The sequence below is a fragment of the Streptomyces sp. LUP47B genome, from assembly GCF_001746295.1.
GTDB lineage: Bacteria > Actinomycetota > Actinomycetes > Streptomycetales > Streptomycetaceae > Streptomyces.
In genome coordinates this window covers 1,424,891-1,447,501 of sequence record NZ_MJAH01000001.1, presented here as the reverse complement: position 1 = coordinate 1,447,501, position 22,611 = coordinate 1,424,891, and the positions used below count along the sequence as shown (strand labels likewise).

At 70.6% G+C, this 22,611-nt stretch carries 18 protein-coding genes; 8 read left to right on the top strand and 10 right to left on the bottom strand.

Annotation, left to right across the window (positions count from 1 at the left end):
- Positions 1-13 precede the first annotated feature (13 nt).
- Positions 14-1,060, bottom strand: coding sequence for a LacI family DNA-binding transcriptional regulator (locus tag BFN33_RS06445; protein WP_069758812.1), 1,047 nt, complete (start codon positions 1,058-1,060; stop codon positions 14-16).
- 148 nt (positions 1,061-1,208) lie between these two features.
- On the opposite strand from BFN33_RS06445, the gene BFN33_RS06440 reads away from it, so the two are divergent.
- From BFN33_RS06440 to BFN33_RS06430, 3 genes are all read left to right on the top strand, one after another.
- A complete protein-coding gene (locus BFN33_RS06440) occupies positions 1,209-2,267 on the top strand; it encodes a glycoside hydrolase family 5 protein (protein ID WP_069758811.1) in 1,059 nt (352 codons plus the stop codon).
- A gap of 147 nt (positions 2,268-2,414) precedes the next feature.
- Positions 2,415-3,107 (top strand): restriction endonuclease, encoded by a 693-nt coding sequence (locus BFN33_RS06435; protein ID WP_256122646.1) that lies wholly within the window; start codon positions 2,415-2,417, stop codon positions 3,105-3,107.
- A gap of 105 nt (positions 3,108-3,212) precedes the next feature.
- Positions 3,213-3,683: a carboxymuconolactone decarboxylase family protein gene (locus BFN33_RS06430; RefSeq protein WP_069758810.1), complete on the top strand. Its 471-nt coding sequence runs from the start codon at positions 3,213-3,215 to the stop codon at positions 3,681-3,683.
- Between the two features lie 72 nt (positions 3,684-3,755).
- Here the strand turns inward: BFN33_RS06430 and BFN33_RS06425 are convergent, their stop codons facing one another.
- From BFN33_RS06425 to BFN33_RS06400, 6 genes are read right to left on the bottom strand one after another with little or no spacing between them, the layout of a single operon-like run.
- Complete coding sequence (locus BFN33_RS06425; RefSeq protein ID WP_069758809.1) at positions 3,756-4,778, bottom strand: ABC transporter ATP-binding protein; 1,023 nt, start codon at positions 4,776-4,778, stop codon at positions 3,756-3,758.
- Positions 4,775-5,782 carry an ABC transporter ATP-binding protein gene (locus tag BFN33_RS06420; RefSeq protein ID WP_069758808.1) on the bottom strand — a complete coding sequence of 336 codons (1,008 nt, stop codon included), beginning with the start codon at positions 5,780-5,782 and terminating at the stop codon, positions 4,775-4,777. The genes BFN33_RS06425 and BFN33_RS06420 overlap by 4 nt, the downstream gene beginning before the upstream one ends.
- A complete protein-coding gene (locus tag BFN33_RS06415) occupies positions 5,775-6,743 on the bottom strand; it encodes an ABC transporter permease (protein ID WP_069758807.1) in 969 nt (322 codons plus the stop codon). Before BFN33_RS06415 ends, BFN33_RS06420 begins: the two co-directional genes overlap by 8 nt.
- A gap of 2 nt (positions 6,744-6,745) precedes the next feature.
- Complete coding sequence (locus tag BFN33_RS06410; RefSeq protein ID WP_069758806.1) at positions 6,746-7,762, bottom strand: ABC transporter permease; 1,017 nt, start codon at positions 7,760-7,762, stop codon at positions 6,746-6,748.
- Positions 7,759-9,480 carry an ABC transporter substrate-binding protein gene (locus BFN33_RS06405; RefSeq protein WP_069758805.1) on the bottom strand — a complete coding sequence of 574 codons (1,722 nt, stop codon included), beginning with the start codon at positions 9,478-9,480 and terminating at the stop codon, positions 7,759-7,761. Before BFN33_RS06405 ends, BFN33_RS06410 begins: the two co-directional genes overlap by 4 nt.
- Before the next feature lie 18 nt (positions 9,481-9,498).
- Positions 9,499-10,395 (bottom strand): proline iminopeptidase-family hydrolase, encoded by an 897-nt coding sequence (locus BFN33_RS06400; protein ID WP_069758804.1) that lies wholly within the window; start codon positions 10,393-10,395, stop codon positions 9,499-9,501.
- A 289-nt stretch (positions 10,396-10,684) separates the two neighbouring features.
- Here BFN33_RS06400 and BFN33_RS06395 point away from each other — a divergent pair, with 289 nt between their 5' ends.
- Entirely contained in the window at positions 10,685-11,395 is a 711-nt protein-coding gene (locus tag BFN33_RS06395) for a FadR/GntR family transcriptional regulator (RefSeq protein WP_256122645.1), read from the top strand.
- A 6-nt stretch (positions 11,396-11,401) separates the two neighbouring features.
- Here the strand turns inward: BFN33_RS06395 and BFN33_RS06390 are convergent, their stop codons facing one another.
- Together BFN33_RS06390 and BFN33_RS06385 are read right to left on the bottom strand one after the other, a co-directional pair.
- A complete protein-coding gene (locus BFN33_RS06390) occupies positions 11,402-12,874 on the bottom strand; it encodes an L-fucose/L-arabinose isomerase family protein (RefSeq protein ID WP_069758803.1) in 1,473 nt (490 codons plus the stop codon).
- 25 nt (positions 12,875-12,899) lie between these two features.
- Positions 12,900-14,198 (bottom strand): MFS transporter, encoded by a 1,299-nt coding sequence (locus BFN33_RS06385; RefSeq protein ID WP_069758802.1) that lies wholly within the window; start codon positions 14,196-14,198, stop codon positions 12,900-12,902.
- 241 nt (positions 14,199-14,439) lie between these two features.
- Here BFN33_RS06385 and BFN33_RS06380 point away from each other — a divergent pair, with 241 nt between their 5' ends.
- Complete coding sequence (locus tag BFN33_RS06380; protein WP_069758801.1) at positions 14,440-18,396, top strand: glycosyl hydrolase; 3,957 nt, start codon at positions 14,440-14,442, stop codon at positions 18,394-18,396.
- On the opposite strand, the gene BFN33_RS06375 is transcribed toward BFN33_RS06380, so the two are convergent.
- Positions 18,379-19,404 carry a LacI family DNA-binding transcriptional regulator gene (locus BFN33_RS06375; protein WP_069758800.1) on the bottom strand — a complete coding sequence of 342 codons (1,026 nt, stop codon included), beginning with the start codon at positions 19,402-19,404 and terminating at the stop codon, positions 18,379-18,381. The genes BFN33_RS06380 and BFN33_RS06375 overlap by 18 nt on opposite strands.
- Positions 19,405-19,759: 355 nt before the next feature.
- Between BFN33_RS06375 and BFN33_RS06370 the strand changes: the two genes are divergently transcribed.
- The 3 genes from BFN33_RS06370 (at position 19,760) to BFN33_RS06360 (ending at position 22,553) form a co-directional block, all read left to right on the top strand.
- Complete coding sequence (locus BFN33_RS06370) at positions 19,760-19,957, top strand: hypothetical protein (RefSeq protein WP_069758799.1); 198 nt, start codon at positions 19,760-19,762, stop codon at positions 19,955-19,957.
- Positions 19,958-20,127: 170 nt separating this feature from the next.
- Positions 20,128-20,916, top strand: coding sequence for a cyclase family protein (locus BFN33_RS06365; protein ID WP_069758975.1), 789 nt, complete (start codon positions 20,128-20,130; stop codon positions 20,914-20,916).
- Positions 20,913-22,553, top strand: coding sequence for a thiamine pyrophosphate-binding protein (locus BFN33_RS06360; RefSeq protein ID WP_069758798.1), 1,641 nt, complete (start codon positions 20,913-20,915; stop codon positions 22,551-22,553). Before BFN33_RS06365 ends, BFN33_RS06360 begins: the two co-directional genes overlap by 4 nt.
- Positions 22,554-22,611 lie beyond the last annotated feature (58 nt).

Sequence of the window (22,611 nt, the reverse complement as noted above, 5' to 3'; positions counted from 1 at the left end):
AGTGAGGTCAGCGTCAGCCCCGCGGTGGCGCGCTGCTCCCCCGCACCACGAGACGTGTCGGGACGAGATCGGTACCGGGCTGTCCGCCCTCATGCGCGCGGATCTGCTGCAGCACCTTCTGGACGCAGCGATGGCCCACCTCCGCGAAGTCCTGGTGGACGGTGGTGAGCGGCGGCACGAAGAACGCGGCGTCCGGGATGTCGTCGAAGCCGACCACGCTGACGTCGTGCGGCACGGACAGCCCGCGCTCGTGGAACGCCCGCAGCAGCCCCAGCGCCATCTGGTCGTTGGCGGCGAACACGGCCGTGCAGTCCGGCGGTTCGGCGAGCGCGAGGCCGGCCGTGTAACCGGATTCGGCCGACCAGTCCCCGTACAGCGCGGGCGGCACCGGCCGCCCGGACTCCTCGAGGACCGCACGCCAGGCCTGGGCCCGCCGCTGTCCCGCGAAGGAGGCCTGCGGACCGGTCACATGCCAGACGGTCCGATGGCCGAGGTCCAGCAGATGCTCTACGGCCTTCCGCGCGCCGTCCGCCTGGTCGGTGTCGACCACGCTGTAGCGGTCGCCGGCGTCGGAGTCCACGACGACGACATGCACCCCGGGCGGCAGCTGGACCGTCCCGGTGTCGAGGAGATGGATCTCCATGATGACGATGACCGCGTCCACGGCCAGCTCGCCCATCCGCGTGAAGGCCCCGAGGACGTTGTCCTGCGTCGGGACGTCGATGGGGATCAGGGTGATCGCGTACCCCTCGGCCGCCGCGTGAGTGGCGATCGCCTCCACCGTGCGGCTGTTGCCGGTCGAGGACAGGCTGAACAGGATCACGCCGATGGTGTTGAACTGGCCGTACCGCAGCGCCCGCGCGGCACTGTTGGGGCGGTAACCCAGTTCCCGCATCGCCGCCAGGACCTGCTCGCGCGTCGCAGGGATCACTCCGGGGTGACCGTTGGAGACCCGCGAGACCGTCTGCGAGGACACGCCCGCCCGCTTGGCGACGTCGGCCATGGACACGCGCTGCTTGCGCCGCCCCCCGGGCACACCGGAGCCGCCCCGTTCCACCACTGCTGCCTCCTCCGTCCGCACACGAACGTGTTGCGTGTCGCACCGGATGTTACGTGTGGGAAACCTTGACGGTCGCCGAGGCGGATGCCACGATTCCGGCGCCGTCATGTTTACGTAAACATGCTGTCATTCCGAAAGGGTTTGGTCGATGCGCAAGACCCCCGTCAGCACCCGTCGCGCCCCGAGGCTGCGTGCCTCGCTCGTCGCCCTCGCGATCGCCGCGGTCAGCGGCGTCACCCTCACCGGCAGTCCCGCCTCCGCCGCCGCGCCGACCACCGACACGACCCAGTTCAAGGGTGTCAACTGGGCCGACCCGCGCGACAACTTCGCCGACGACGAGCTCCAGCTGTCGGGCCTGTCGACCTCCGACACCTACGCCCAGACGTACGCCAAGGCGAGCCGCATCATCTCGGCGTTCCGGGCGAACCTCGGCGCCAACACCGTCCGGCTGCCGATCAACCCGTACACCGTCAACGGCTCCTACTGGAAGTCGTACCGGGGCGTCATAGACGCCGCGACCGCCCACGGCTTCAAGGTCATCGTGTCCTACTGGGAGGGCACGGGCGACCGCAAGGACGGCTTCATCGACGACGAGGCCACCTACTGGCCGATGTGGAACACCGTGGTCAAGGCCTACAAGGGCAACTCCCGGGTCTACTTCGAGCCGATGAACGAGCCGCACGGCTACACGGACGCGCAGTGGGCCGACATCGCCGCGAAGTGGCTGGACACCTACAAGTCCGTGCCGCGCAACCGGGTCTTCGTCAGCGGCGCCGGCTACAACGACCACGTCACGACCGTGTGCGCCGACCCGCGACTGAAGGGCACCTACCTGTCGCTGCACCACTACGGCTTCTGGAAGTCGTACGCCACCTACGACGAGTGGGTGGCCGACCTCAAGGTGCGCATCGGCGACTGCGCGAACCGGACCGTGGCGGACGAGTTCGGCGCGCCGATGACGACCGGTCTGAACTACAACGTGAAGACCCCGGACGACAACTTCGTCAACTACGTCCAGGCCGTCACCGACACCTTCCGCGAGCTGAAGATGGGTTCGGTGTACTGGCCGGGCCTGCGCACCGACGACATCTACTCGGTGCAGAAGCTCGTCGGCCCGGCCAACCGGCCGTGGCTGGAGACCACCAACCAGTCGGGCGCCGACCGCCTCGCCTGGGCCTGGGGCCGCGGAACGCCCGTCAAGGGCTGACGCCCTTCCCTGTTTCGGCCGCGGTGCCCTTCGGTGCCGCGGCCGACCGGCGTTCACAGCGGTGTTCGGACATGGCCGACTCGCGCCCTTCTCACGCCCTGTTGAGCTGCCCAGACTCCTTGGCAGGGACACAGGGGGGAGAGTGCCGTGGCCAGGCGTCGACGGGGTGCGGCCGCTCGCGGGCGGCGAGCGCGGCGGTGGTGGTGGGGCGGCGCGGTGGCGCTGGTTGTCGTGGTGCTGTTCCGGGCGAGCGTGTGGCCGTATCTCGTGGCCGTGGTGTCGGTCGCCGTCGCAGCTGCGATCGTCTGGCGGCTGTGGCACACGGACCGGCTTCTGCGGGGCGGGGACTGTCTCTGGCGGCAGGAGGAGGCGGTGAGGGCGGGCCGCCGGACCCTCGCCGAGGTGGACGTCATGACGGGTACCGAGTTCGAGGAACTGGTCGCGGGGCTGTGCCGGCGGGACGGGTGCACGCAGGTCCGGCGGGTGGGCGGTGCGGGCGACAACGGCGCCGATGTCCTGGGCCGGCTGCCGGACGGCCGCACGATGGTCGTCCAGTGCAAGCGGTATGCGCCGAGCAGGGCGATCCCCAATCGCGAGCTGCGCGATCTGCTGGGCGCCCGGGTGCACTTCCGCGCCGACGTGGCCGTCTTCGTGACGACCTCACGCTTCACCGGCCCCTCCGAGAAGTTCGCGCTGGAGCACGACATCCTCGCCGTGCACCGCGACCTCCTCGGCCTGTGGAACAACGGCGTCTCCCTCGTGTCGCTGGGCGAGGTGAACGGCCGGGGCCAGGGGGACGCACGGCATCGGGCCCGCTGGAGGAAGGCGTACGGCGGCTAGGTCCCCCGTCCCAGGGAGACGCAGGTCACATCCATGCCTGTCACAAACCGCCGGGCCATTGAGTCGTAGGTGTGTAGCCACCGACAACGGCAGAAGGAGCCCACCATGGAAGCCCGACTCAACGTCTTCACCAGCCCGCTGGCCGGCAAGCTGCTGAAGCACTTCGCCTCGGCGGGGAAGGTGGTCACGGACTCGGGACTGCCGATGACGACCCAGGAACTGGTGAAGATCCGCGCGAGCCAGATCAACGGCTGCGGGTTCTGCCTCGACATGCACACCAAGGAGGCCGCCGCCGCGGGCGAGACCGCACAGCGCCTCCACATGGTCGCCACGTGGCGTGAGGCCAAGGTCTTCACCGAGGCCGAGCGCGCCGCGCTGGAGCTGACGGAGCAGGGCACCCGCCTCGCGGACGGGGCCGGCGTCCCGGACGAGGTCTGGGAGAACGCCGCCAAGCACTACGACGAGGAGCAGCTCCTCGCCCTGGTCTCCCTGATCGCCGTCATCAACGCCTTCAACCGGCTGAACGTCATGACCCAGCAGCCGGCCGGCGACTACGTGGTCGGTCAGTTCGGCTGAACCTGAGGACCTGATCCTGAGGACCGCGTGACCGGCCCGGGGGCTGCAGACCCCGGGCCCGACCCCACAACCTCAGCCGGCCAGCGGGTAGTGACAGGCCACCTGACGGCCGGAGGCCGTCGGCGTGAGCCGCGGCCGTTCCACCGCGCACAGATCCCGGGCGTACGGGCAGCGCGTGCGGAACGGGCAGCCCGTCGGCTTGTCCGCCGGACTGGGCACCTCACCGGTCAGCACGATGCGCTCCCGGGGCGGCCCGTCCTCCGCGAACGTCCCGTCGTCGATGTCCGGCACCGCCGACAGCAGGGCCTGCGTGTACGGATGGGCCGGGTCCGAGTACAACGCCTCCGTGCCGGCGAGCTCGACGATCTCACCGAGATACATGACGGCGATCCGGTCCGACACATGACGGACCACACCGAGATCGTGCGCGATGAAGACGTACGTGAGTCCGAACTCCTCCTGGAGATCGGCGAAGAGGTTCAGCACCTGCGCCTGGATCGACACATCCAGCGCGGACACCGGCTCGTCGGCCACGATCAGCTTCGGATTCGTCGCCAAGGCGCGTGCGATACCGATGCGTTGGCGCTGACCGCCGGAGAACTCGTGCGGATAGCGGTCCAGATGGGCCGCCGCGAGTCCTACGACGTCGAAGAGTTCCCGCACCCTGCGGCGGACCGCGGACGCGTTGCCGTAGCGGTGCACGAGCAGCGGCTCGGCCACGATGTCCCCGGACCGACGGCGGGGGTTGAGCGAGGCCTGCGGGTCCTGGAAGACCAGTTGCATGCCCGGCCGTACCGGACGCAGCCGTCGCGCGGACAGCGTGGAGATGTCCTGGCCGTCGAACTCGACGCGCCCGCCGGTGAGTTCGGTGAGCCGGACCAGGCACCGGCCGAGCGTGGACTTGCCGCAGCCGGACTCCCCGACGACGCCGAGGGTCTCGCCGCCGCGCACCGCCAGGGAGACCCCGTCGACGGCGCGCAGCACCTGGCGTCTGCCCCGCACGGGGTAGTGCTTGGTGACGTCCGTGGCCCTCAGGAGGACCTCTCCGGCGGGCGGTGCGTCCGTGTCCACCGCCACGATGTCCTGTGCCGTCACGACGCCGCCTCCGTGTCTCTCGCGCTCACTCTCAGTCCGGCCCGGTCGCCGGACGGCAGCCAGCAGGCGTCGAGGTGGGTGTCACCTGACAGAACGGGCCGTTCCTCGCACCGGTCGTGCCGCAGCCGGCAACGCGGCGCGAACGCGCAGCCTTCCGGAACGCCACCCGGTGCGACCGGCACGCCCGCGATGGTGGGCAGCCGCCGCAGCCGGGGACCGCCCACCCGGGGCACCGAGTCGAGCAGACCCCAGGTGTACGGGTGCCGCGGACCGTGGAACACCGCCCGCCGCGGGCCCTCCTCGGCCGCCCGGCCGCCGTACATGACCAGGACCCGGTCGGCGATCTGGGAGACCACGCCCATGTCGTGGGTGATGAGCACCATCGCGGAGCCCCCTCGGTTGAGTTCTCGCATCAGATCGAGGATCTGCGCCTGGACGGTGACGTCCAGTGCCGTCGTCGGCTCGTCGGCGATGAGCAGTGAGGGGCTGCAGGAGAGCGCCATCGCGATGACCGCGCGCTGCCGCATCCCGCCGGAGAACTCGTGCGGATAGGCGTTCACCCGCGAGGCCGCGTCGGGGATGCCGACGTCCGAGAGCAACCGGACGGCCCGCGCGTTGGCCTCCTTGCGGGAGACCTGTTCGTGCGCCCGGATCGCCTCGGCGATCTGCCAGCCCACGGTGTACACCGGCGTCAGGGCGGTCATCGGGTCCTGGAAGACCATCGCGATCTCCCGGCCGCGCACCGCACGCATCTCCTTGTCGGGCAGGGTGAGCAGATCACGTCCTCGGAAGAGGACTTCACCCGACACGGTCACGTTCGGGTTGGTCAGCAGCCGCAGTACGGCGAGCATAGACACACTCTTGCCGGAGCCCGACTCGCCCACCACGCCCAGCACTTCGCCGGGAGCGACCGAGAAGGAGAGATGGTCGACGGCGGTGACGAGGCCCTGGCGGGTGCGGAATTGCACTCGCAGGTCACGTACGTCCAGCAGCGGTTCAGGCATGGCGGGCCCTCGGATCGAGTCGCGCGTACAGGATGTCCACCAGGGCGTTGGCGAGGACCACGAAGAACGCCGCGTACAGAACCGTGCCCATGATCACGGGCAGGTCCAGGTTCTGCAGGGCGTCGAAGGTGAGCTTGCCGATGCCGGGCAGGCCGAAGACCACCTCGGTCAGGAGCGCGGCCCCGCCGACGAGCGCGCCGAAGTCCAGGCCGAACAGCGACACGATCGGGATCAGCGAGCAGCGCAGGGCGTGCCGGAGCAGGATCCGCCGCTCGGACAGGCCCTTGGCGCGGGCCGTACGGACGTAGTCCTCGTTCAGTGCGGTGACGACCTCGCCGCGCAGCAGCCGGGCGTAGATCCCGGCGTACAGCAGGGCGAGCGTCAGCCAGGGGAAGAGCATGTGCAGCGCCCACTGGCCGGGGTCCTGGCCGAGACCGACGTAGCCGGGCGGGGGCACCCAGGAGAAGAGCGAGTCGTGCAGCTGCTTCTGGGTGAGGAGGTTGACGACCTCGCCGAGCCAGTAGGCCGGGAGCGAGACGCCGACCACGCCCACCAGCATGATCAGCGGGTCGGCGGCTTTGCCGCGCAGCGTCGCCGCGGCCGTGCCCATGAGGATGCCGGCCGTCATCCAGATCAGGGCCGCGCCGATGACCAGGGACAGGGTCACGGGGGTGGCCTGGATGATCTGCGGGATGACCCGGGAACCGCGGTTGACGAACGACTCCAGATCCCGGTCGATCAGCAGGTGACGCATCATCAGCAGGTAGCGGATCGGCATCGGCCGGTCCAGTCCGAAGGAGTGCCGCACCTGGGCGAGGGTGGCCGGGTCGGCGTTGCGGCCGGCGATGCGTGCCGCCGGGTCGACTCCCGGGGTGGCGAAGAAGATCAGGAACACCAGCACGCTGATCGCGAACATCACCAGCAGGGCCGAGGCGAAGCGCTTGAGGGCGAAGGCGAGCATGGTCACACCCCTCCGCGCAGCCGGGCGCTCGGGTCGAGCGCGTCACGCACCCCGTCGCCGAGGATGTTGAGCGCGGCCGTGGTCAGGGCGATCAGCAGACCGGGCGCGATCGTCACGGCGGGCCGGGTGTAGAGGAGCCCCAGACCGTCCTCGATGATCGTGCCCCAGCTGGCGTCGGGTGGCTGGACGCCTACGGACAGGAAGGACAGCGCCGACTCGGTGAGCATGGCGAGCGCGGTCATCAGCGGGACGAACACGATCGCCGTCGGCACCACGTTCGGCAGCACCTCCCGGCGCAGGATGCGCGGGGTGGGGGCGCCGGAGCCGACGGCCGCCTGGATGTACTCCTTGTTGCGCAGCACCAGCACCTGACCGCGCAACGGCCGTGCGATGTACGGCACATAGATCGCCGCGATGATCGTGACGGGCAGCCAGAGACTTCCCGCGTCGACCGTGACAGGGCCCAGCTTGAGACCGTTGGTGAGCAGCACCACCGACAGACAGATCGCCAGCAGATAGACCGGGAACGCCCACACGACGTCCAGGACCCGCGAGATGACGGCGTCCACCACCCCGCCCGCGTACCCGGCGACGACCCCCACGGCCGTGCCGACGACGCAGGTGAGCAGCGCCGCCGTGAACCCGATGAACAGGCTCGTACGGCCGCCGTACAGCAGCCGGGCCAGCACGTCCCGGCCCTGGTTGTCGGCGCCGAGGAAGTAGTGGGCGGGCTCCCAGGTCGGGCCGATCGGGGTGACGCCGAGGCCGAGGCCGGTGCTGCTCGGAGTGAGCACCGGCACGGTCTTTCCGTCCACGACCGTGGTGCCGGAGACATGGGACTGGAAGGGGTCGGTGTGGGCGATGTGGTCCGCGTAGAGCGGGGCGCACAGGCTCGCCAGCACGACGAGGAGCAGGACCGCGGCGGCGGCCAGCGCCGTCCGGTTGCGCAGCAGGTCGCCGGCGGCGGTCCGCCAGGGGCCCGGCGAGCGCCGGGTCCCTGGCGACGGGGGGAGGGTCACTTCACCCACAACTGCCCGACCAGCATGTAGAACTGCTTGCTGAACCGGTAGTTGCCGACCCGCGTCGACGTGAAGTCGATCAGCTTCGGGTTGATCAGCGGTACCACCGGGGACTGGGCCATGACCGTCTGGTCGACGGCACCCCACTGCTTGTCGGCGCTCGCCTTGTCGGTCTGCGAGGTCTTCAGCGCCGCCTGCATCTTCGCGTCGACGCCCTTGTCGCAGAACCCGGAGATGTTGATGCTGGAGTCGCTGCCCGGGTGATAACTCGCGCAGGACAGCAGCACGTTGAGGAAGTCGGAGGCCGCGGGATAGTCCTGGTACCAGGACGTCAGGGCCAACTGCACCTTGTTCTTGGTGTTCTGGATGTAGGTGAACTGGATGTTCGCCGACAGCGGCTTGAGCGTCGCCTTGTAGCCGAGTTGGGTGAGCAGGCTCTGCAGGTACTGCCCGATCGACTTGTTGACGTCGTCGTCCTGGACGACGATGCCGACCTCCTGCCCCGCGGTGCCTGACTGCTTCACGAGCTCCTTGGCCTTGGCGAGGTCCGCGGCCTTCCAGGTCGTACCGCCGCCCTTGGTGTAGTCGCACGATTCGACGTGCCCGGGGAAGCCGGGCGGCAGGACCGTGCACGCGGGAGAGGCGAGGTTGGTGCCGCCGTACAGCCGCACCACGGCGGATCGGTCCACGGCCCAGTTGATCGCCTGACGCGCCAACTTGTTGTTGAAGGGAGCCATGTTGACGTTGAGCGTCGCGTACCAGAACGCCGTCAGCGGGCTCACATGCGCCCGCGAAGCGTACTTGGTGCCGATCTCGTTGAGCCGGTCGGCGGGCGGCGCGTCGAACATCCAGTCCGCCTGGCCGTTCTCGACGGCGGTCACCTCGGACTCGACGGTCTGGCCGAAGGTGTAGTCGATGGCGTCGGGATAGCCCTGCGGCTCCGCCTGCCGCGACCACTCCTTGAAGTGCGGGTTGCGGACCAGCTTGAGCGCCCGGTTGGGGTCGTACGACGCCGCCATGTACGGCCCGGTCGACGGCAGCGGCTTGGTCCCGGCGTCCTTCGTCGGCGAGTCCTTCGGTACGACGACGGCGTGCGGGACGGCCAGCTTGTACTCGAACTCCGGATCCGCGGCCGTCAGGTTGACGGTGACCGTGTTGGTCGTGGCGTCACCGATCACGCCCTTGGACAGGGTGCAGGAGGCCGGTGTCTTCAGACAGGCGTCGGCGCCGACGATGCCGTTGTAGAAGGTGCCCGCGGTGGGGCTGGAGACCTTGAAGATGCGCTGGAAGGACGCCACCACGTCGTCGGTGGTCAGGGGCTTGCCGTTGGAGAAGGTGACGCCCTTGCGGAGGGTGAAGGTGTAGGTCTTGCCGCCGTTGGTCACCTTCGGCATGGCCGTGGCCAGGTCGGGGACGACGGTGAAGGACTCCTGCCCGTCGACCTTCTTGAAGGCGAGCAGCCCGTCGTACATCGACTGGAACAACTGCCAGTACTGGAGCGTGTAGTTGACCTGCGGGTCGAAGCTGCCCGCGGCCGCGTGGGCGACGAGCTTCAGGGTGCCGCCCTTGTGCTGGGCCTGGAAGGCGGACGAGCCGGAGGAGGAGGCGCTCGGGCCGGAGGAGGACCCCGAGTCGGAGGAGGACGAACAGGCGGCCGCGGTGAGCGCGAGCGCGACGGTGGCGGCGGCGAGCGCGCCCCGTCTGGAGGTGCGGGACATGGCTGGGAACTCCCGGGGTCAGTCGGTGGAGTCGAGGAACTCGCCGACGATCCGGAGGTAGAGCTCCTCCTCCTCGACGTGCGGCATGTGGCTCGAATGCTCGAACATGTGCCAGCGCACATCGGGGATGCGGTCGGCGAAGGGGCGGACGGTCTCGGGGGTCGCCTCGTCGAAGCGCCCGGACACCAGCAGGGTCGGCACCTCGATCAGATGCAGCCGGTCGATGACCGACCAGTCCTTGAGGGTGCCGATGACATGGAACTCATTGGGGCCGTTCATCGTGTGGTACACGGTCGGATCGGCCGCGATGTTGTCCCATGTGGCCTGCACCTCGGGCGGGTTGGGTGTCAGTCGGCACACATGGCGCTCGTTGAAGACCTGTTCGGCCGCCCGGTAGTCGGGGTGGTCCGTGGTCCCGGCCGCCTCGTGGGCGTGCAGGGTGTGCTGGACCTCCTCGGGGAGTTCGGCGCGCAGTTCGGCGGCCGCCTCGAGCCACAACTTCATGGACGCGGGGGAGTCGGCGATGACCAGTCCGCGCAGCCCGGGCGGGCGGCGTACCGCGTGCTCGGCGGCGAGCATGCCGCCCCAGGACTGGCCGAGGATGTGGTACCCGTCGGCGATCCCCAGCTCCTTGAGCAGGTTGTCCAGTTCGTCGAGGAAGAGCTGGACCGTCCAGAAGTCGGCGCCCTCGCCGGGCAGATGGGTGGAGAACCCGGTGCCGAGCTGGTCGTAGTGGATCACGAGGCGGCCCTGCTCGGAGATGCCCGCGATGCTGAGCGTGTAGTGGTGGCCGGCGCCGGGTCCGCCGTGCAGGACCACCAGGGGTGTCCTGCCCGGTTCGCCCGTGATCCGGTACCACGTGGAATGGCCGTTGAAGTCGACGGTTCCGGTGTGGTTCGGTTCGGGAATCGCCACGGGGAAGCCTCCCAGACCGGCCGGAACCAGCCGACCGCTGTCTGAAAAATCGTTGGGATGTGACGGATGGATGCGATAGTGAGGGGGCAAAAGGTCAGTCCACAAGACCTTTTAGCGGGGTGGGGGAAAGACGTAACAGCGGGTTCACGTGGCCCGTGCGCGTTTACAGAAACGACGACTTGCGGGAGGACAACTGACATCCGCACCTGAACCCGGTGACGAGTTCTCACGAGTTCTCGACCGTGTCCTGCTCGGCGACGGTCCGTCGTCCTCGCTGCGTCCGGTCCGGGTGAACTCGGCGGTCGACGAGGTCGCCGACCGGCTGCTCACCGCGATCGCCGTCGGGGACTTCCTGCCCGGCGAGCGGCTGCCCGCCGAACGCGAACTCACCGCACTGCTGCACGTCAGCCGTCCCACCGTGCGCGAGGCCGTCGCACGCCTCCTGGCGTTGGGCGTCATCGAGATCCGCCGGGGCCGCAACGGCGGAGCGTTCGTCCGCGACGCCTGGACCGAGTCCTCCGGCGCCGCGGTCCGGCGGACGCTGCTGCCCCGCTGGGCGGAGTTCGAGCAGCTCTTCGACCTGCGCGGGCTGGTGGAGGGCATGGTGGCCGCGACGGCCGCCCGGCGCCGGCGCCCCGAGGACCTGGAGCCCATGCGCGAGGCGCTGGACGCGCACCTGAGCGCGAGCACACCCAGGGAGGAACAGGCCGCCGACAGCGCGTTCCACCGGGCGATCTGCGCGGCCACCCACAATCCGCAGATCGCCCAGCTCAGCCAGGACCTGCTGACCCGGATCAGTCTGGGCTTCCCGATCGAGCCCTGGGGCAAGGGCGAGCGCTCCCACCACGAACAGGCCGGTCACGGACACAGGGCGCTCTACGAGGCCGTCGCGGCGGGCGATCCGGAGCGTGCGGAGGAGACGGCCCGGGAGCATTTCATGATCAGCGCCGAGATGATCCGGGATGTCCTGGCCCGGGTGCGGGCGGCCGAGGCTCCCTGACCGGGGCTACACCTCCCGGTGGTCGATCCCCAGCAGACTCGCCGCGGCCCCGAAATCAGCGCCGTGGTGCCCCACCGCAAGCGACCAGTGATGCCCCACCCCCGTGGCGCTCCACGCGTCGACCCACTCACCCGGATCCCGGCCGAAGTCGACCCTGCTGGTGGTGTTGCCGATCTCCAGCAGCGGACCGGGCACGACCGTGCCCTCGGACGTGATGAACGACAGACTGCCGTCGGCGTCCTGGCCGAGGCCGAGCAGCGTGACCGGTCCCCGCCGGACGTCGAACTCCACGCTGACACCCCAGCCGCGCTTGCCGTGATAGACGCCGAGGCCGCGCAGCAGCGGGTCCCGGGCGCTGAGCGCGAGGTGGGCCGGCCCGTCGTGGCCCATCTCCACCACGCCGTCCTCGAAGTTCAGCGCCTGGATCTCGGTGAAGGAACCCCCGGCGCCGACACTCTGCGAGGCCAACTGGGCGAGGCTGGTGCGCAGTTCGAACTCACCGGCCGCGGGCACACCGCGGGCGGTGAGCAAGGAGGCGCCCAGGATCATCCCGGCGCCGAGCCGCTCGTGCAGCTCACCGTCCAGGCCCCGGTGGTAGTACGCGAGGGTGTCGAGGCCGAAGTCCTCCACCAGCCGGTCGAGAGCCACCGACACGGTCGCGCCCCACGCGAAGTCCTCGTCGACCACGCTGTCGTCGACGGTGAAGATCCGCCGGGCGAGCTCCACCCGCTCCCGGGTCTCCGCCTCGGTCACCTGCTCCACCCGGTGCCGCAGATCGTCGAACTCCAGCACCTCGACGTGCGAGCCGAACGTCGCCGACAGCAGCGTCGGATCGGTCTGCACGTCGAGCATCCCCGGATACACGTGCCCCATCAGTCCGTGCCGGGCGTGCCGCAGCGCGGCCCGGACGTGCGCGGCCCGCACCCACCGCTCGACGCGCCGCCACGCCGACTCCTGCCGCAGCCAGCCCGACACCGAACGGAAGGGGACACCGGCCCGGCGGAAGACGTTGCCGACCTCCGGTACCGAGCACTGCGAGCAGTACGCCAGCCAGTCGCCCGTGTCGAAGGAGGCGTGGTCCATCCGCTCGGACGGCTGGAGGTCGACGACCAGCACCGGGGTGTGGGTGCGCTGCGCGATCGGCAGCACCATCGACGAGGTGAGATAGGTGGTCAGGAACAGCACGATCAGATCGCAGTCGGCCCGCCGGAGTTGCTCGGCGGCGGCCGCGCCCTCCTGAGCGTCGGAGACGAACCCGGCGTCGGTCACCTCTGCGTCCAACTGGCCCAGCCGGTCGGCGACATACGCGGCCGACTCCTTCAACTGGGGCAGCAGCCCCGGGAACTGCGGCCAGTAGGTGCCGAGCCCGCCGGAGACCAGCCCGATCCGTGGTCGGCGGCGCGGCACGGGCGGGAGCAACTCACCCAGCACGGCCTCCCGTTCACCGGCACGCGTCGTGGTGGATTCGGTCGTCGCCATGGTCGGCGCTCCTTCGGGGGTCGGTTCAGGTCTGCGCGACCTTGAGGTCCGCCGGCGCGGTGGCGGCCGCGGACGCGCGGGGAACGAGGACACGGACGATGTACAGACCCGCGAGCGCCGACAGCGCCATGCATCCGGTGATCACCCAGAGCAGCAGACTGGGGCTCCGGTCGAGCAGGGCGGGCGTGACGAACGCGACGCCCGCGAACACCCCGCGCGAGACGGCGTAGGTGATCCCCTGCGTGGTGCCCCGGGTGTCCGCGGGCAGCGTCAGCTGCGACCACACCTTGTAGTTCGCCTCGCCCGCGAAGGGATAGGACAGCTGGTAGAGGACGTAGAAGACGAGGAAGCCGACGATGGCGCCCAGGGTGAGGGTTCCGATCGCGAAGGCCGCGATCTGCACGACCGTGGCGACGTAGAACATCCGGTCGCGCCGCGGGCCGTCGGCGATCCGGACGAAGGCGAGCGTCAGCAGCAGGCCGATCGGGAGACAGGCCAGGTTGATGCCGGTGGCCACGCTCTGCGAGGCACCGCTGACGGTGACCAGCAGATACGTCGTGAACTGCCCCATGGTGTTGGCGCCCAGGCCCCAGGTGACGTAGAAGGCGAAGGTCGCGAGCATGGGCACCAGCGCGGCACGGGTCCAGACGTTCCTGAGCGCGACACCCTGCTGCTCGGCCGGCTTCTCCGTCGCGACCTGGTCCTGTGCCGGGTCCGGTCCGGTGGCCAGCTCGAGCCGCGAGCGCAGATGCCAGGTGACCAGAGCGGCGACCGCCAGATGGCCGGTGATGAGCCGGGCGCCGAGCATGCCCGTGTCCGACAGGGCGAAGCCGGCGAAGACCACGACGATGATGCCCAGCATCCACATGACCTGCGTGAACGCGATGAGCCTGCCTCGGGCGTGATCGGGGGACGCGTCCGAGACCACGGCCAGGGACGTCGGCAGGTCGGCGCCGGCCGCGAGACCGGCGAGGAGGACACCCACCAGAAGGGTGATGTCGTCGGGCGCCAGCGTGATGACGATCGCCCCGAGGGCGTAGCAGAGGATGTCCAGGTTGTAGAGGCGGCGTCGGCCGAACACGTCGGCGAGCCGTCCGCCGACCAGGGATCCGACAGCGATGCAGATGGTGACGATCGCACTGATCGCACCGGCCATCCAGACACCCATGTCGTAGGCGTCACGGTAGATGGCCAGATTGACGCCGATGCTGACGATGAGTGCGGCATCGAGGTAGGACGCCATGCCGGAGAGGGCCGCGACCTTCCACAGGCGCTTCTCGATGGGCGGTTCCGGCTGGTTCGGGGCAGGCGAGGTTCGGGCCATGATGCGGCTCCGTCTGGGGAGAGGGGGTTCCGAGCGGAGGGGGACGTCGCTGTTCTCGGCCGATGTCCAGCGACTATAAGAGGGTAAAAACGTTCCAACAAGACGTCATGCGGCCATCCGTGGAAACAGCCTGACGGCCCCGCAGCTCTGGTGGGTGCCGTGGGGGTGTCCTACGGTGAGGCAGATGTAAATCGTTTTTGATCCGTGAGAGTGTCCGGGCCGTAGTCGGAAGGACCCATCCGTGATCTCTCCAGCCCTGCAACGGCTGTTCGACAACCCGCCCCGGGACTTCGGCCCCACCCCGCTGTGGTGGTGGTCGGGCGCGAAGGTCACCCGTGACCGCCTGGCCTGGCAGCTGCACCGGTTCGCGGACGGCGGCGTCCACAACCTCGTGGTGATCAACCTGGCCCCGGCCGGCCCGACCTTCGGCGCCCGCACCGACGACCCGGTGTGGTTCGGCGAGGAGTGGTGGGACCGCTTCACGGACGCCTGCGAGATCGCCGGGGACCTGGGCATGCGCCTGTGGTTCTACGACCAGATCGGCTTCTCCGGCGCCAATGTGCAGGGCAGCATCACCCGGGAGCACCCCGAGGCGGCGGGCCGTGCACTGCGCTCACGCCTGGCCGTCGTCTCCGACGGCACGGTCGCACTGCGGGGCACGGAGACGCTGCTGGGGGCGTACGACAGCGGAGGTGCGCGGCTGCCGGTCTCCGGGGAGCCCGGCCCTGCCGGTCGCCAGGCACCGCCACGGATCGGGGCCGCCGACGGCACCGAGGTGCGCCTGGTCCTCGCCGTCCCCACCGCCTTCGACTACCTGAACCCCGCGTCCGTCGATCTCCTGTTCGATGCCATCCATCGCGAGTACGACCGGCGCGTGCCCGAGTACCTGGGCAACGTCATCGCCGGCAGCTTCCAGGACGAACTGCCCGCCACCAACTCCTGGACCGGCCGCTTTCCCGAGGAGTTCCAGGCCCGACGCGGCTATGACCTGGTCGATCACCTGCCCCTCCTCTTCGGCGAAACGGGTGACGACACCACCCGGGCCCGGAAGATCCGCGCCGACTACTACGCCGTCCGTGCCGAGCTCACCGAAGAGGCGCTGTTCCGCCCCCTCGCCGCCTGGCACGACGAGCGCGGCCTGCTCCTGGGCTGCGACCAGAGCCATCCCGCCCGCTCCGGCTTCCCGGCCCAGTCGACGCAGCTCTACACGGACTACTTCCGCACCCACCGCTGGTACAGCGCCGCCGGCAGCGACCACCACGGCGACGCCAAGGTCCACTCCTCCATGGCCCACCTCTACGGCCACGAGCGCGTGTGGATCGAGTCGTTCCACTCCTCCGGCTGGGGCGGCACCCTGGAGGAGACCTACGACTGGCTGCTGCCGTTCCTGCGCAGCGGCGCCAACCTGTACAACCCGCACGCCAGTTACTTCGGCACCGCGGGCGGCTGGTTCGAGTGGGCGCCGCCCTCCACCGACTGGCGCCAGCCCTACTGGCGGCAGTACCCCGCCTTCTCCCGGGCCGTCTCCCGGATCTGCTCGATCCTGTCCTGGGGCACCTACAGCGCCGACGTGGCGGTCCTGCATCCGACCGCCACCATGCAGGCGCTCATCCCCCTCGACGCCCCCGTCCAGCACTTCGGCGACGGCCGCCCGGTCGGGACCCACGCCGACGTCGACGAGACCCAGCGCCACTACCTGGAACTGTGCGGCACCAACAACTGGCTCAGGCCCGCCGTCGGCGCCCTCGACCGCCACCGTGTCTCCTTCGACGTCATCGACGACGCCTCCGTCCAGGCGGCCAAGGCCGGGGACGGGGCCCTGCGCATCAGGGACCTGGCGTACACCGCAGTCCTGCTGCCCTCGGCGAGCGTCCTGGAGCACGAGACGGCCCGCCGACTGGCCGAACTCCTCGACGCCGGCGGACGGGTCGTGGTCGTCGGCCGCCCACCGACGCAGGCGGCCGGGCTCGCCGGTGACGACTCCGTCGTGGCCGCACTTCTGGATCACCCCCGTCTGGAGCGGGTGCCCGACGCCGAGGCCGGTGCCGCCGCGGTCGCCGACGCCGCCGGATACGCGACGGGCGAGGTGCCGCTGCTCGTCAGGAGGAAGGGCGACGCGGCGGTCGCGCTGGTCACGGGGGCGTTCCCCGACGCCCGTACGCATCCGCCGAGGGACCACCACGAGATCGATCCCGCGCGCTACGCCCTTACCTCCTCCGTCACCGTGCGGGCCCCGGTCGCCGAGGCCGAGATCTGGAATCCGGCGACCGGCACCCGCCGCCCCGGACGCGTCACCGTCGCCGACGGCGTCTCGACCATCGAGGTACCCCTCGGGGGCGCCCCAGCCGCCCTCGTCGTATGGCGCGAAGGCCCCCAGGCGGACGCTGTGCCCCCGCCGCCCACGGAGCCCTCGGAGACGACCGACCTGTCGACCGGCTGGGAGGGCCGCCTTGTTCCCACCATGGACAACACGTGGGGCGACCTGGCCCTGCCCGTCGGAGCTTCCGTCACCGAACCGCAGATCTGGACGATGCGATGGACCGAGACCGGCGACTCCTGGGAACGGACACGGGCGACCTACGGCAACCGGGTCCGCGTCCTGGCCCCCGTGCCCTCCGAGCGGGCACCGGCTCCCCTTGACCGTGCCGCCGTCGAGCAAGTCTTGGCCGGACAGCAGGAGTTGGCCCCGGCGAACTGGGATGTCTCGCTGTACTCGACGAGTCGTGGCATCCCGGACCCCGACGGGCTGCTCGGCAACAAGGGGCTGGTTCCCGAGGAGTTCGTGCGGGTGCCGGTACCCATGAGCGGGAACGTCGCCCGGGTCAGGGCCGTCATCGAGACCGACCACCGGGGACCCGCCGACCTCCATGTCGGCGCGGCGGCGGTCAAACACGTGTGGTGGAACGGCAGCCGACTGGCGACGGGCAGCGGCTATCTGGCGTCCGCCCGGGTGGAGGTCGAACGGGCCCGCAACGTGCTCGAGTACGAACTGTCCGACGCCCAGGACCGGCCGCAGACCATCTCGGGCGCCGCCGACACCCCGCTGGGCAGCTACTTCTGCCTCTCCCGCCCGGACGGGTTCGCGCCGCGCCCGCTGTTCATGCGTCTGCCCGACGGCGTACGACCGGACGGCAGGGTGACCTACCGGGGCCGGATCAGCCTCCCGGGCCAGGGTGCGGACGCGGTCCTCGTCGTGGGTGCCGCGGTGGGCGTGACCGTCCTGCTCGACGGAGCCGTCGTGGCACGGCAGGAGAAGGTGGAGTACTACGAGTCCGACTGGGGCGCGGTACCGATGTTCTTCCGGCACGAACTGACGCTGAGCGGCGGCGATCACGTCCTCGACGTCGTGGCCGACAGCGTCGACGCGCGGGACGGCGTCTGTGTCGACCTCGTGGCGGGCACGACCGCCCTGGTCAGCGGCCCGGGTTGGGCGGCCGGGACGGGGGAGTGGAGCGGGCTGACCATCGAACACACGGGCCGGTGGGGGGAGTTGCAGCACTGCGGCGCGGCGGTACGGCCGCACCCGCTGCCCGAGGCCGAGTGGCTCGCCGGTGCTCCGGTGCTCGGGTCCGCCGTACTGCCGCTGCGGTCCACCGACGACCTCCGGGAGGTCGAGCAGCGCTTCCGGTTCGTCGTACCGGCGGGGACCGTGTCGCTTGACCTGCCAGTGACGCTTCCCGCACGAGTGAGGATCAGCGGCGGCCCTGAACTTCCCCTCGACGGAGATGAACTGACGCTCGATCAACCCCTGGCCGTGGCGACCGAGTTCGAAGTCGTCACCGCCGCGACGGCCGTTCTGCGCGGTGGCTCCGCCTGGCGGGGGCCGGTGCGGGTGCGCACCGTACCCGCACCCATGCCGCTGGGGGAGTGGGGTGAGCTGGGCCTGGGCGGTTGGAGCGGAGGCGTGACCTATGCGCGGACGCTGGAGGTGCCGGCCGGGCCGGATCCGGTACTGGACCTGGGGAGAGTGCGCGGCAGCGTCGCGGTGTGCGTCGACGGTGAGCTCGTCGGCGAGGCGTTCTGCGCGCCGTACCGCTTCGAGCTGCGTGGGACCGCCGGGCGTACCGTCCGCCTCGAAGTGACCGTCCACAACACGCTGGCGCCGTATCTCGCCGAAGCCACGCCGACCGCCTGGGCATTCCCCTCCCAGCTTCCCTCGGGCCTGCTGGGGCCGGTGACGCTAGAAAGGCGCGTCTGAGGAAGCCCGGGTGGAGTCCCGCATGACCAGCCCCGGCGCGAACACCCGTGCCTCGTGGGCGTGCTCCGCCCGGGCCTCCACCTCGTCCAGGAGCATCTCCACGGCCGCCCGGCCGAGCTCCTCGACCGGCTGACGGACCGTCGTCAGGGTCGTGCCCACGAAGCTGGCGATGTCCAGGTCGCCGTAACCGACCACCTGGACGTCCTCCGGGATCTTCACGCCGCGTTCGCCCAGCGCCCGGCACAGACCCGCCGCGAGGAAGTCGTTGGTGCAGAACACCCCGTCGGGCAACTCGTTGAGGCTGTGGGCTATTTCGCTGCCGTACGCCACCGTCATCTCCTCGGCGACGATCTGGTCGAGACGGGCCTCGCGCCGGGTGCGCACGGCCTGCCGGGCGCCCTGGTAGCGGTCGGCGCACTGACGGATCGTGCGCTCGCCGTTCACGACGAGGACGTCGCGCGCCCCGCGGTCCAGGAGGTGCTGCACGGCGATGCGGCCGCCGGCGATGTCGTCGACGGAGACCGAACAGCCCTCCTGGGCGGGCATCGCACGGTCCGCGAGCACCAGCGGGATACCGCGCTCGCGCAGCCGGGACAGCCGGGTGGGGTCGGCGCTGAGCGGCACCACCACCGCGCCGACCGCCCGCTGTTCGACGAGCATGGTGAAGTAGCCCTGCTCCCGCTCCGGTGCGTCCCCGCTGTCGCACAGGACGAGGGAGTAGCCGTGTTCGTACGCCGCGTCCGCGGCGCCGCGCGCGATGCGCGAGTAGAAGGAGTTGGCCACGTCCGGCAGGACCAGGCCGATCGACGAGGAATGCCCGGTACGCAGCCCGGCGGCTCCCGGGTGGGGGACGTAGTCGAGGGCGGCGACCGCGTCACGGACCCGCTCGGCGGTGCGCGCGTTGACCCGCTCGGGCCGGTTCAGGACGTTCGACACCGTGGAGACCGAGACCCCGGCGGCGGCCGCGACGTCCTGGATACGGGCGGGGCGAACCGAAATGGCGTCCACCCCCTCGCTGTTCCCCATGGGCGACGCAAGTCTACCCCGGCCGCGGTTAAAACGTTTTCCGTACCAGGGGCCGACTGGGTCGGCATCGAAAATCCGGCGAACCTGCACACCGTGGGCTCTTTGGTGGTGGAGTGTCCGTCTTCGGAACCGCACAGCGATGGAGGGCCGGTCACTGCGCCAGCAAATTCCGTGAAGGAACCGGCGGATCGGGTGACCATGTTGCGACGTCGGTGAAGCCGGGAACGGGAACGGCCTGGGGAGCGCGTCAGACTGACTGGCCGTGTTCATGCCCGGCGTGCTTCCATCCGGTGTCCCTCCTCCTCGAGGATTGCTCATGCGAAAGGAACCGCGCGCCATGAACGTCGCCCCCCACCTCGTAGCGGCCGAGATCGACGACGCCGACCTGGACAACGTCTCCGGCGGTGTCGCCGCCGCGACCTCTGCCGGTCTGCACCTCCAGGTGGCTCAGCTCGAGGTCTGCGCCGACGCCGACGCCTTCGTCTCCACCGAGGGCATCGCGGCGAGCGTCAACGCCCACGCCGGCGTCAACTGACCGAACACCTCCCAACGGGCCCCGGAGAGGACGATCCGGGGCCCGTCGTGGTCCCTGGGCCGCACCGGCGCAGCACCGGGGTGGGATCGCCGGACACGGTGCGCCAAGCCGGGCCCCGACCGGAGGGTCGGTGACATGCTGTCGGTCCCGGAGTGTTCCAGGAGGCCCTCATGCACGAGCAGCCGTCACTTCTCGCCGCGCTGGTGTCCGCCCTGCGGGCCGATTCGATCGAAGTCGTCGATCTCACCTCACCGTTGTCGTCGTCCACACCCGTGATCCAGCTTCCGCCGGAGTTCGGCCAGACGGCCGTCTTCGAGCTGGAGGAGATCAGCCGGTACGACGACCGCGGCCCGGCCTGGTACTGGAACAACTTCCGCAGCGGCGAGCACACCGGCACCCACTTCGACGCCCCGAACCACTGGGTGACCGGACGGGACCTCGCCGACGTGGCCTCCGTCCCGGCCCAGCGGCTGATCGCCCCCGCCGCCGTACTGGACTTCACCGCCGAGGTGGCCAAGGACCCCGACTTCCTCGTGGAAGTGGATCACGTCAAGGCCTGGGAGGAGCACAACGGACCGCTGCCGGACGGCGGTTGGCTGCTGTTGCGCACCGGCTGGGACGCCCGCTCACATTCCCAGGAGGCCTTCCTCAACGCCGACGAGAACGGTCCCCACACTCCCGGCCTGTCCCCGCAGTGCGCCCGCTGGGTGGCCGAGGAGTCGCCCGTGATCGGCCTCGGTGTCGAGACGGTCGGCACGGACGCCGGGCGCGGGCACTCCTTCGACCCGGCGTTCCCCTGCCACTCCCATCTGATGGGTAGCGGCAAGTACGGCCTCACCCAGCTCCAGAACCTGGCCGCGCTGCCCGCGACCGGCAGTGTCGTGGTCGCGGGACCCCTGTCCATCGTCGCGGGCTCCGGCGCGCCCGCGCGCGTGCTGGCCCTCGTGGAGCGGTCATGAAGGTCGCGGAGGCCGTCGGACGGGCCCTGTGCGCGGCGGGTGTCGAGCAGGTCTTCGGCGTCGTGGGGTCCGGCAACTTCCATCTGACCAACGCCATGGTCGCGGCGGGCGCCCGTTTCGTCGCCGCCCGTCACGAGGGCGGCGCGGCGACGATGGCCGACGCGTACGCGCGCGTGAGCGGCACGGTGGCCGCGGTGAGCGTCCACCAGGGGCCCGGGCTCACCAACGCGATGACGGGGATCGCCGAGGCGGCCAAGAGCCGCACACCGCTCGTCGTGGTGGCGGCCGAGGTGACCCGGCCGACCTCCAACTTCTATGTCGACCAGGAGGCGTTGGGGGCGGCGGTGGGCGCGGTCCCGATGCGGGTCGCGTCACCCGAGGACGCCGTAGGACAGGCGTGCGCGGCGGTGCGGCGGGCCCTGCACGAACGACGCACGGTGCTCCTCAACGTCCCCCTGGACGTACAGGCGTCGGACGTCCCCGACGATGCCCTCGCCCAGGCCGCACCGCCACCGCGGCGACCGGCGGTCGAGCCGTCCGCCGACGAAGTGGCGGCTCTGACCCAGGTGCTGGAGCGGGCCCGGCGGCCGGTCTTCGTCGCCGGACGCGGTGCGCGCTCACCCGGGGCCCGGGACGCCCTCGAAGCCCTCGCCGAACGCTGCGGGGCCCTGCTGGCGACCTCCGCCGTGGCGCGTGGGCTGTTCCACGACAACACCTGGTCGCTCGACGTGTCCGGCGGCTTCGCCTCGCCCCTCGCGGCCGAACTCATCGGCGGGGCCGACCTGATCGTCGGCTGGGGCTGCGCGCTGAACATGTGGACCATGCGGCACGGCGCCTTGATCGGTGCGGACACGACCGTCGTGCAGGTCGACGACGACCCCTCCGCACTCGGCGCGCACCGGAAGCTGCACCTCGGGGTCACCGGCGATGTCGAACTCACCGCGCGGCACGCCCTGGCGGCCCCCGGCGGGAGACGGCAGGGCCTGCGGACGCCCGACATCGCGGAGGCCGTGGCCACGAGGGTGCGCTGGCGTGACGTGCCGTACGACGACACGAGCACCCGTGACCGGATCGACCCCCGCACGCTCAGCATCGCGCTCGACGACATCCTCCCCGCGGAGCGGGTGATCGGCGTCGACTCCGGGAACTTCATGGGGCACCCGAGCATGTTCCTGTCGGTGCCCGACCAGGACGGCTTCTGCTTCACGCAGGCCTACCAGTCGATCGGCCTCGGTCTCGCCACCGCGATCGGCGCGGCCCTGGCCCGTCCGGACCGGCTGCCGGTGGCCGCGCTCGGCGACGGCGGGGCGTTGATGGGCGCCGCCGACCTGGACACGGTACGGCGGCTCGGGCTCCCCATGGTCGTCGTCGTGTACAACGACGACGCCTACGGAGCGGAGGTGCACCACTTCGGCCCCGACGGACACCCGCTCGACACCGTCGAGTTCCCGCCGACGGACATCGCGGCCGTGGCCCGCGGTTACGGCTTCGAGGGGGTGACCGTGCACACGCGCGCGGATCTGAAGGCCGTGGAGGACTGGGTCGCCGGGCCACGGTCCGTCCCGCTGCTGATCGACGCCAAGGTGGTCCGGGACCGTGGGGCGTGGTGGCTGGAGGAGGCGTTCCGGGGGCATTAGGGCCCGGAAAAGCAGGAGCGGGATCACCCCTCGCCGTGCCGGCCTGGCGGACCGTACG

What these genes read in the sequence shown, in the direction of transcription:
- BFN33_RS06440 (WP_069758811.1), top strand. Translation starts at nt 1,209, where the DNA reads ATGCGCAAGACCCCCGTCAGCACCCGTCGCGCCCCGAGGCTGCGTGCC.
- BFN33_RS06430 (WP_069758810.1), top strand. Translation starts at nt 3,213, where the DNA reads ATGGAAGCCCGACTCAACGTCTTCACCAGCCCGCTGGCCGGCAAGCTG.
- BFN33_RS06420 (WP_069758808.1), bottom strand. Translation starts at nt 5,782, where the DNA reads ATGCCTGAACCGCTGCTGGACGTACGTGACCTGCGAGTGCAATTCCGC.
- BFN33_RS06415 (WP_069758807.1), bottom strand. Translation starts at nt 6,743, where the DNA reads ATGCTCGCCTTCGCCCTCAAGCGCTTCGCCTCGGCCCTGCTGGTGATG.
- BFN33_RS06405 (WP_069758805.1), bottom strand. Translation starts at nt 9,480, where the DNA reads ATGTCCCGCACCTCCAGACGGGGCGCGCTCGCCGCCGCCACCGTCGCG.
- BFN33_RS06390 (WP_069758803.1), bottom strand. Translation starts at nt 12,874, where the DNA reads ATGGCGACGACCGAATCCACCACGACGCGTGCCGGTGAACGGGAGGCC.
- BFN33_RS06385 (WP_069758802.1), bottom strand. Translation starts at nt 14,198, where the DNA reads ATGGCCCGAACCTCGCCTGCCCCGAACCAGCCGGAACCGCCCATCGAG.
- BFN33_RS06370 (WP_069758799.1), top strand. Translation starts at nt 19,760, where the DNA reads ATGAACGTCGCCCCCCACCTCGTAGCGGCCGAGATCGACGACGCCGAC.
- BFN33_RS06365 (WP_069758975.1), top strand. Translation starts at nt 20,128, where the DNA reads ATGCACGAGCAGCCGTCACTTCTCGCCGCGCTGGTGTCCGCCCTGCGG.
- BFN33_RS06360 (WP_069758798.1), top strand. Translation starts at nt 20,913, where the DNA reads ATGAAGGTCGCGGAGGCCGTCGGACGGGCCCTGTGCGCGGCGGGTGTC.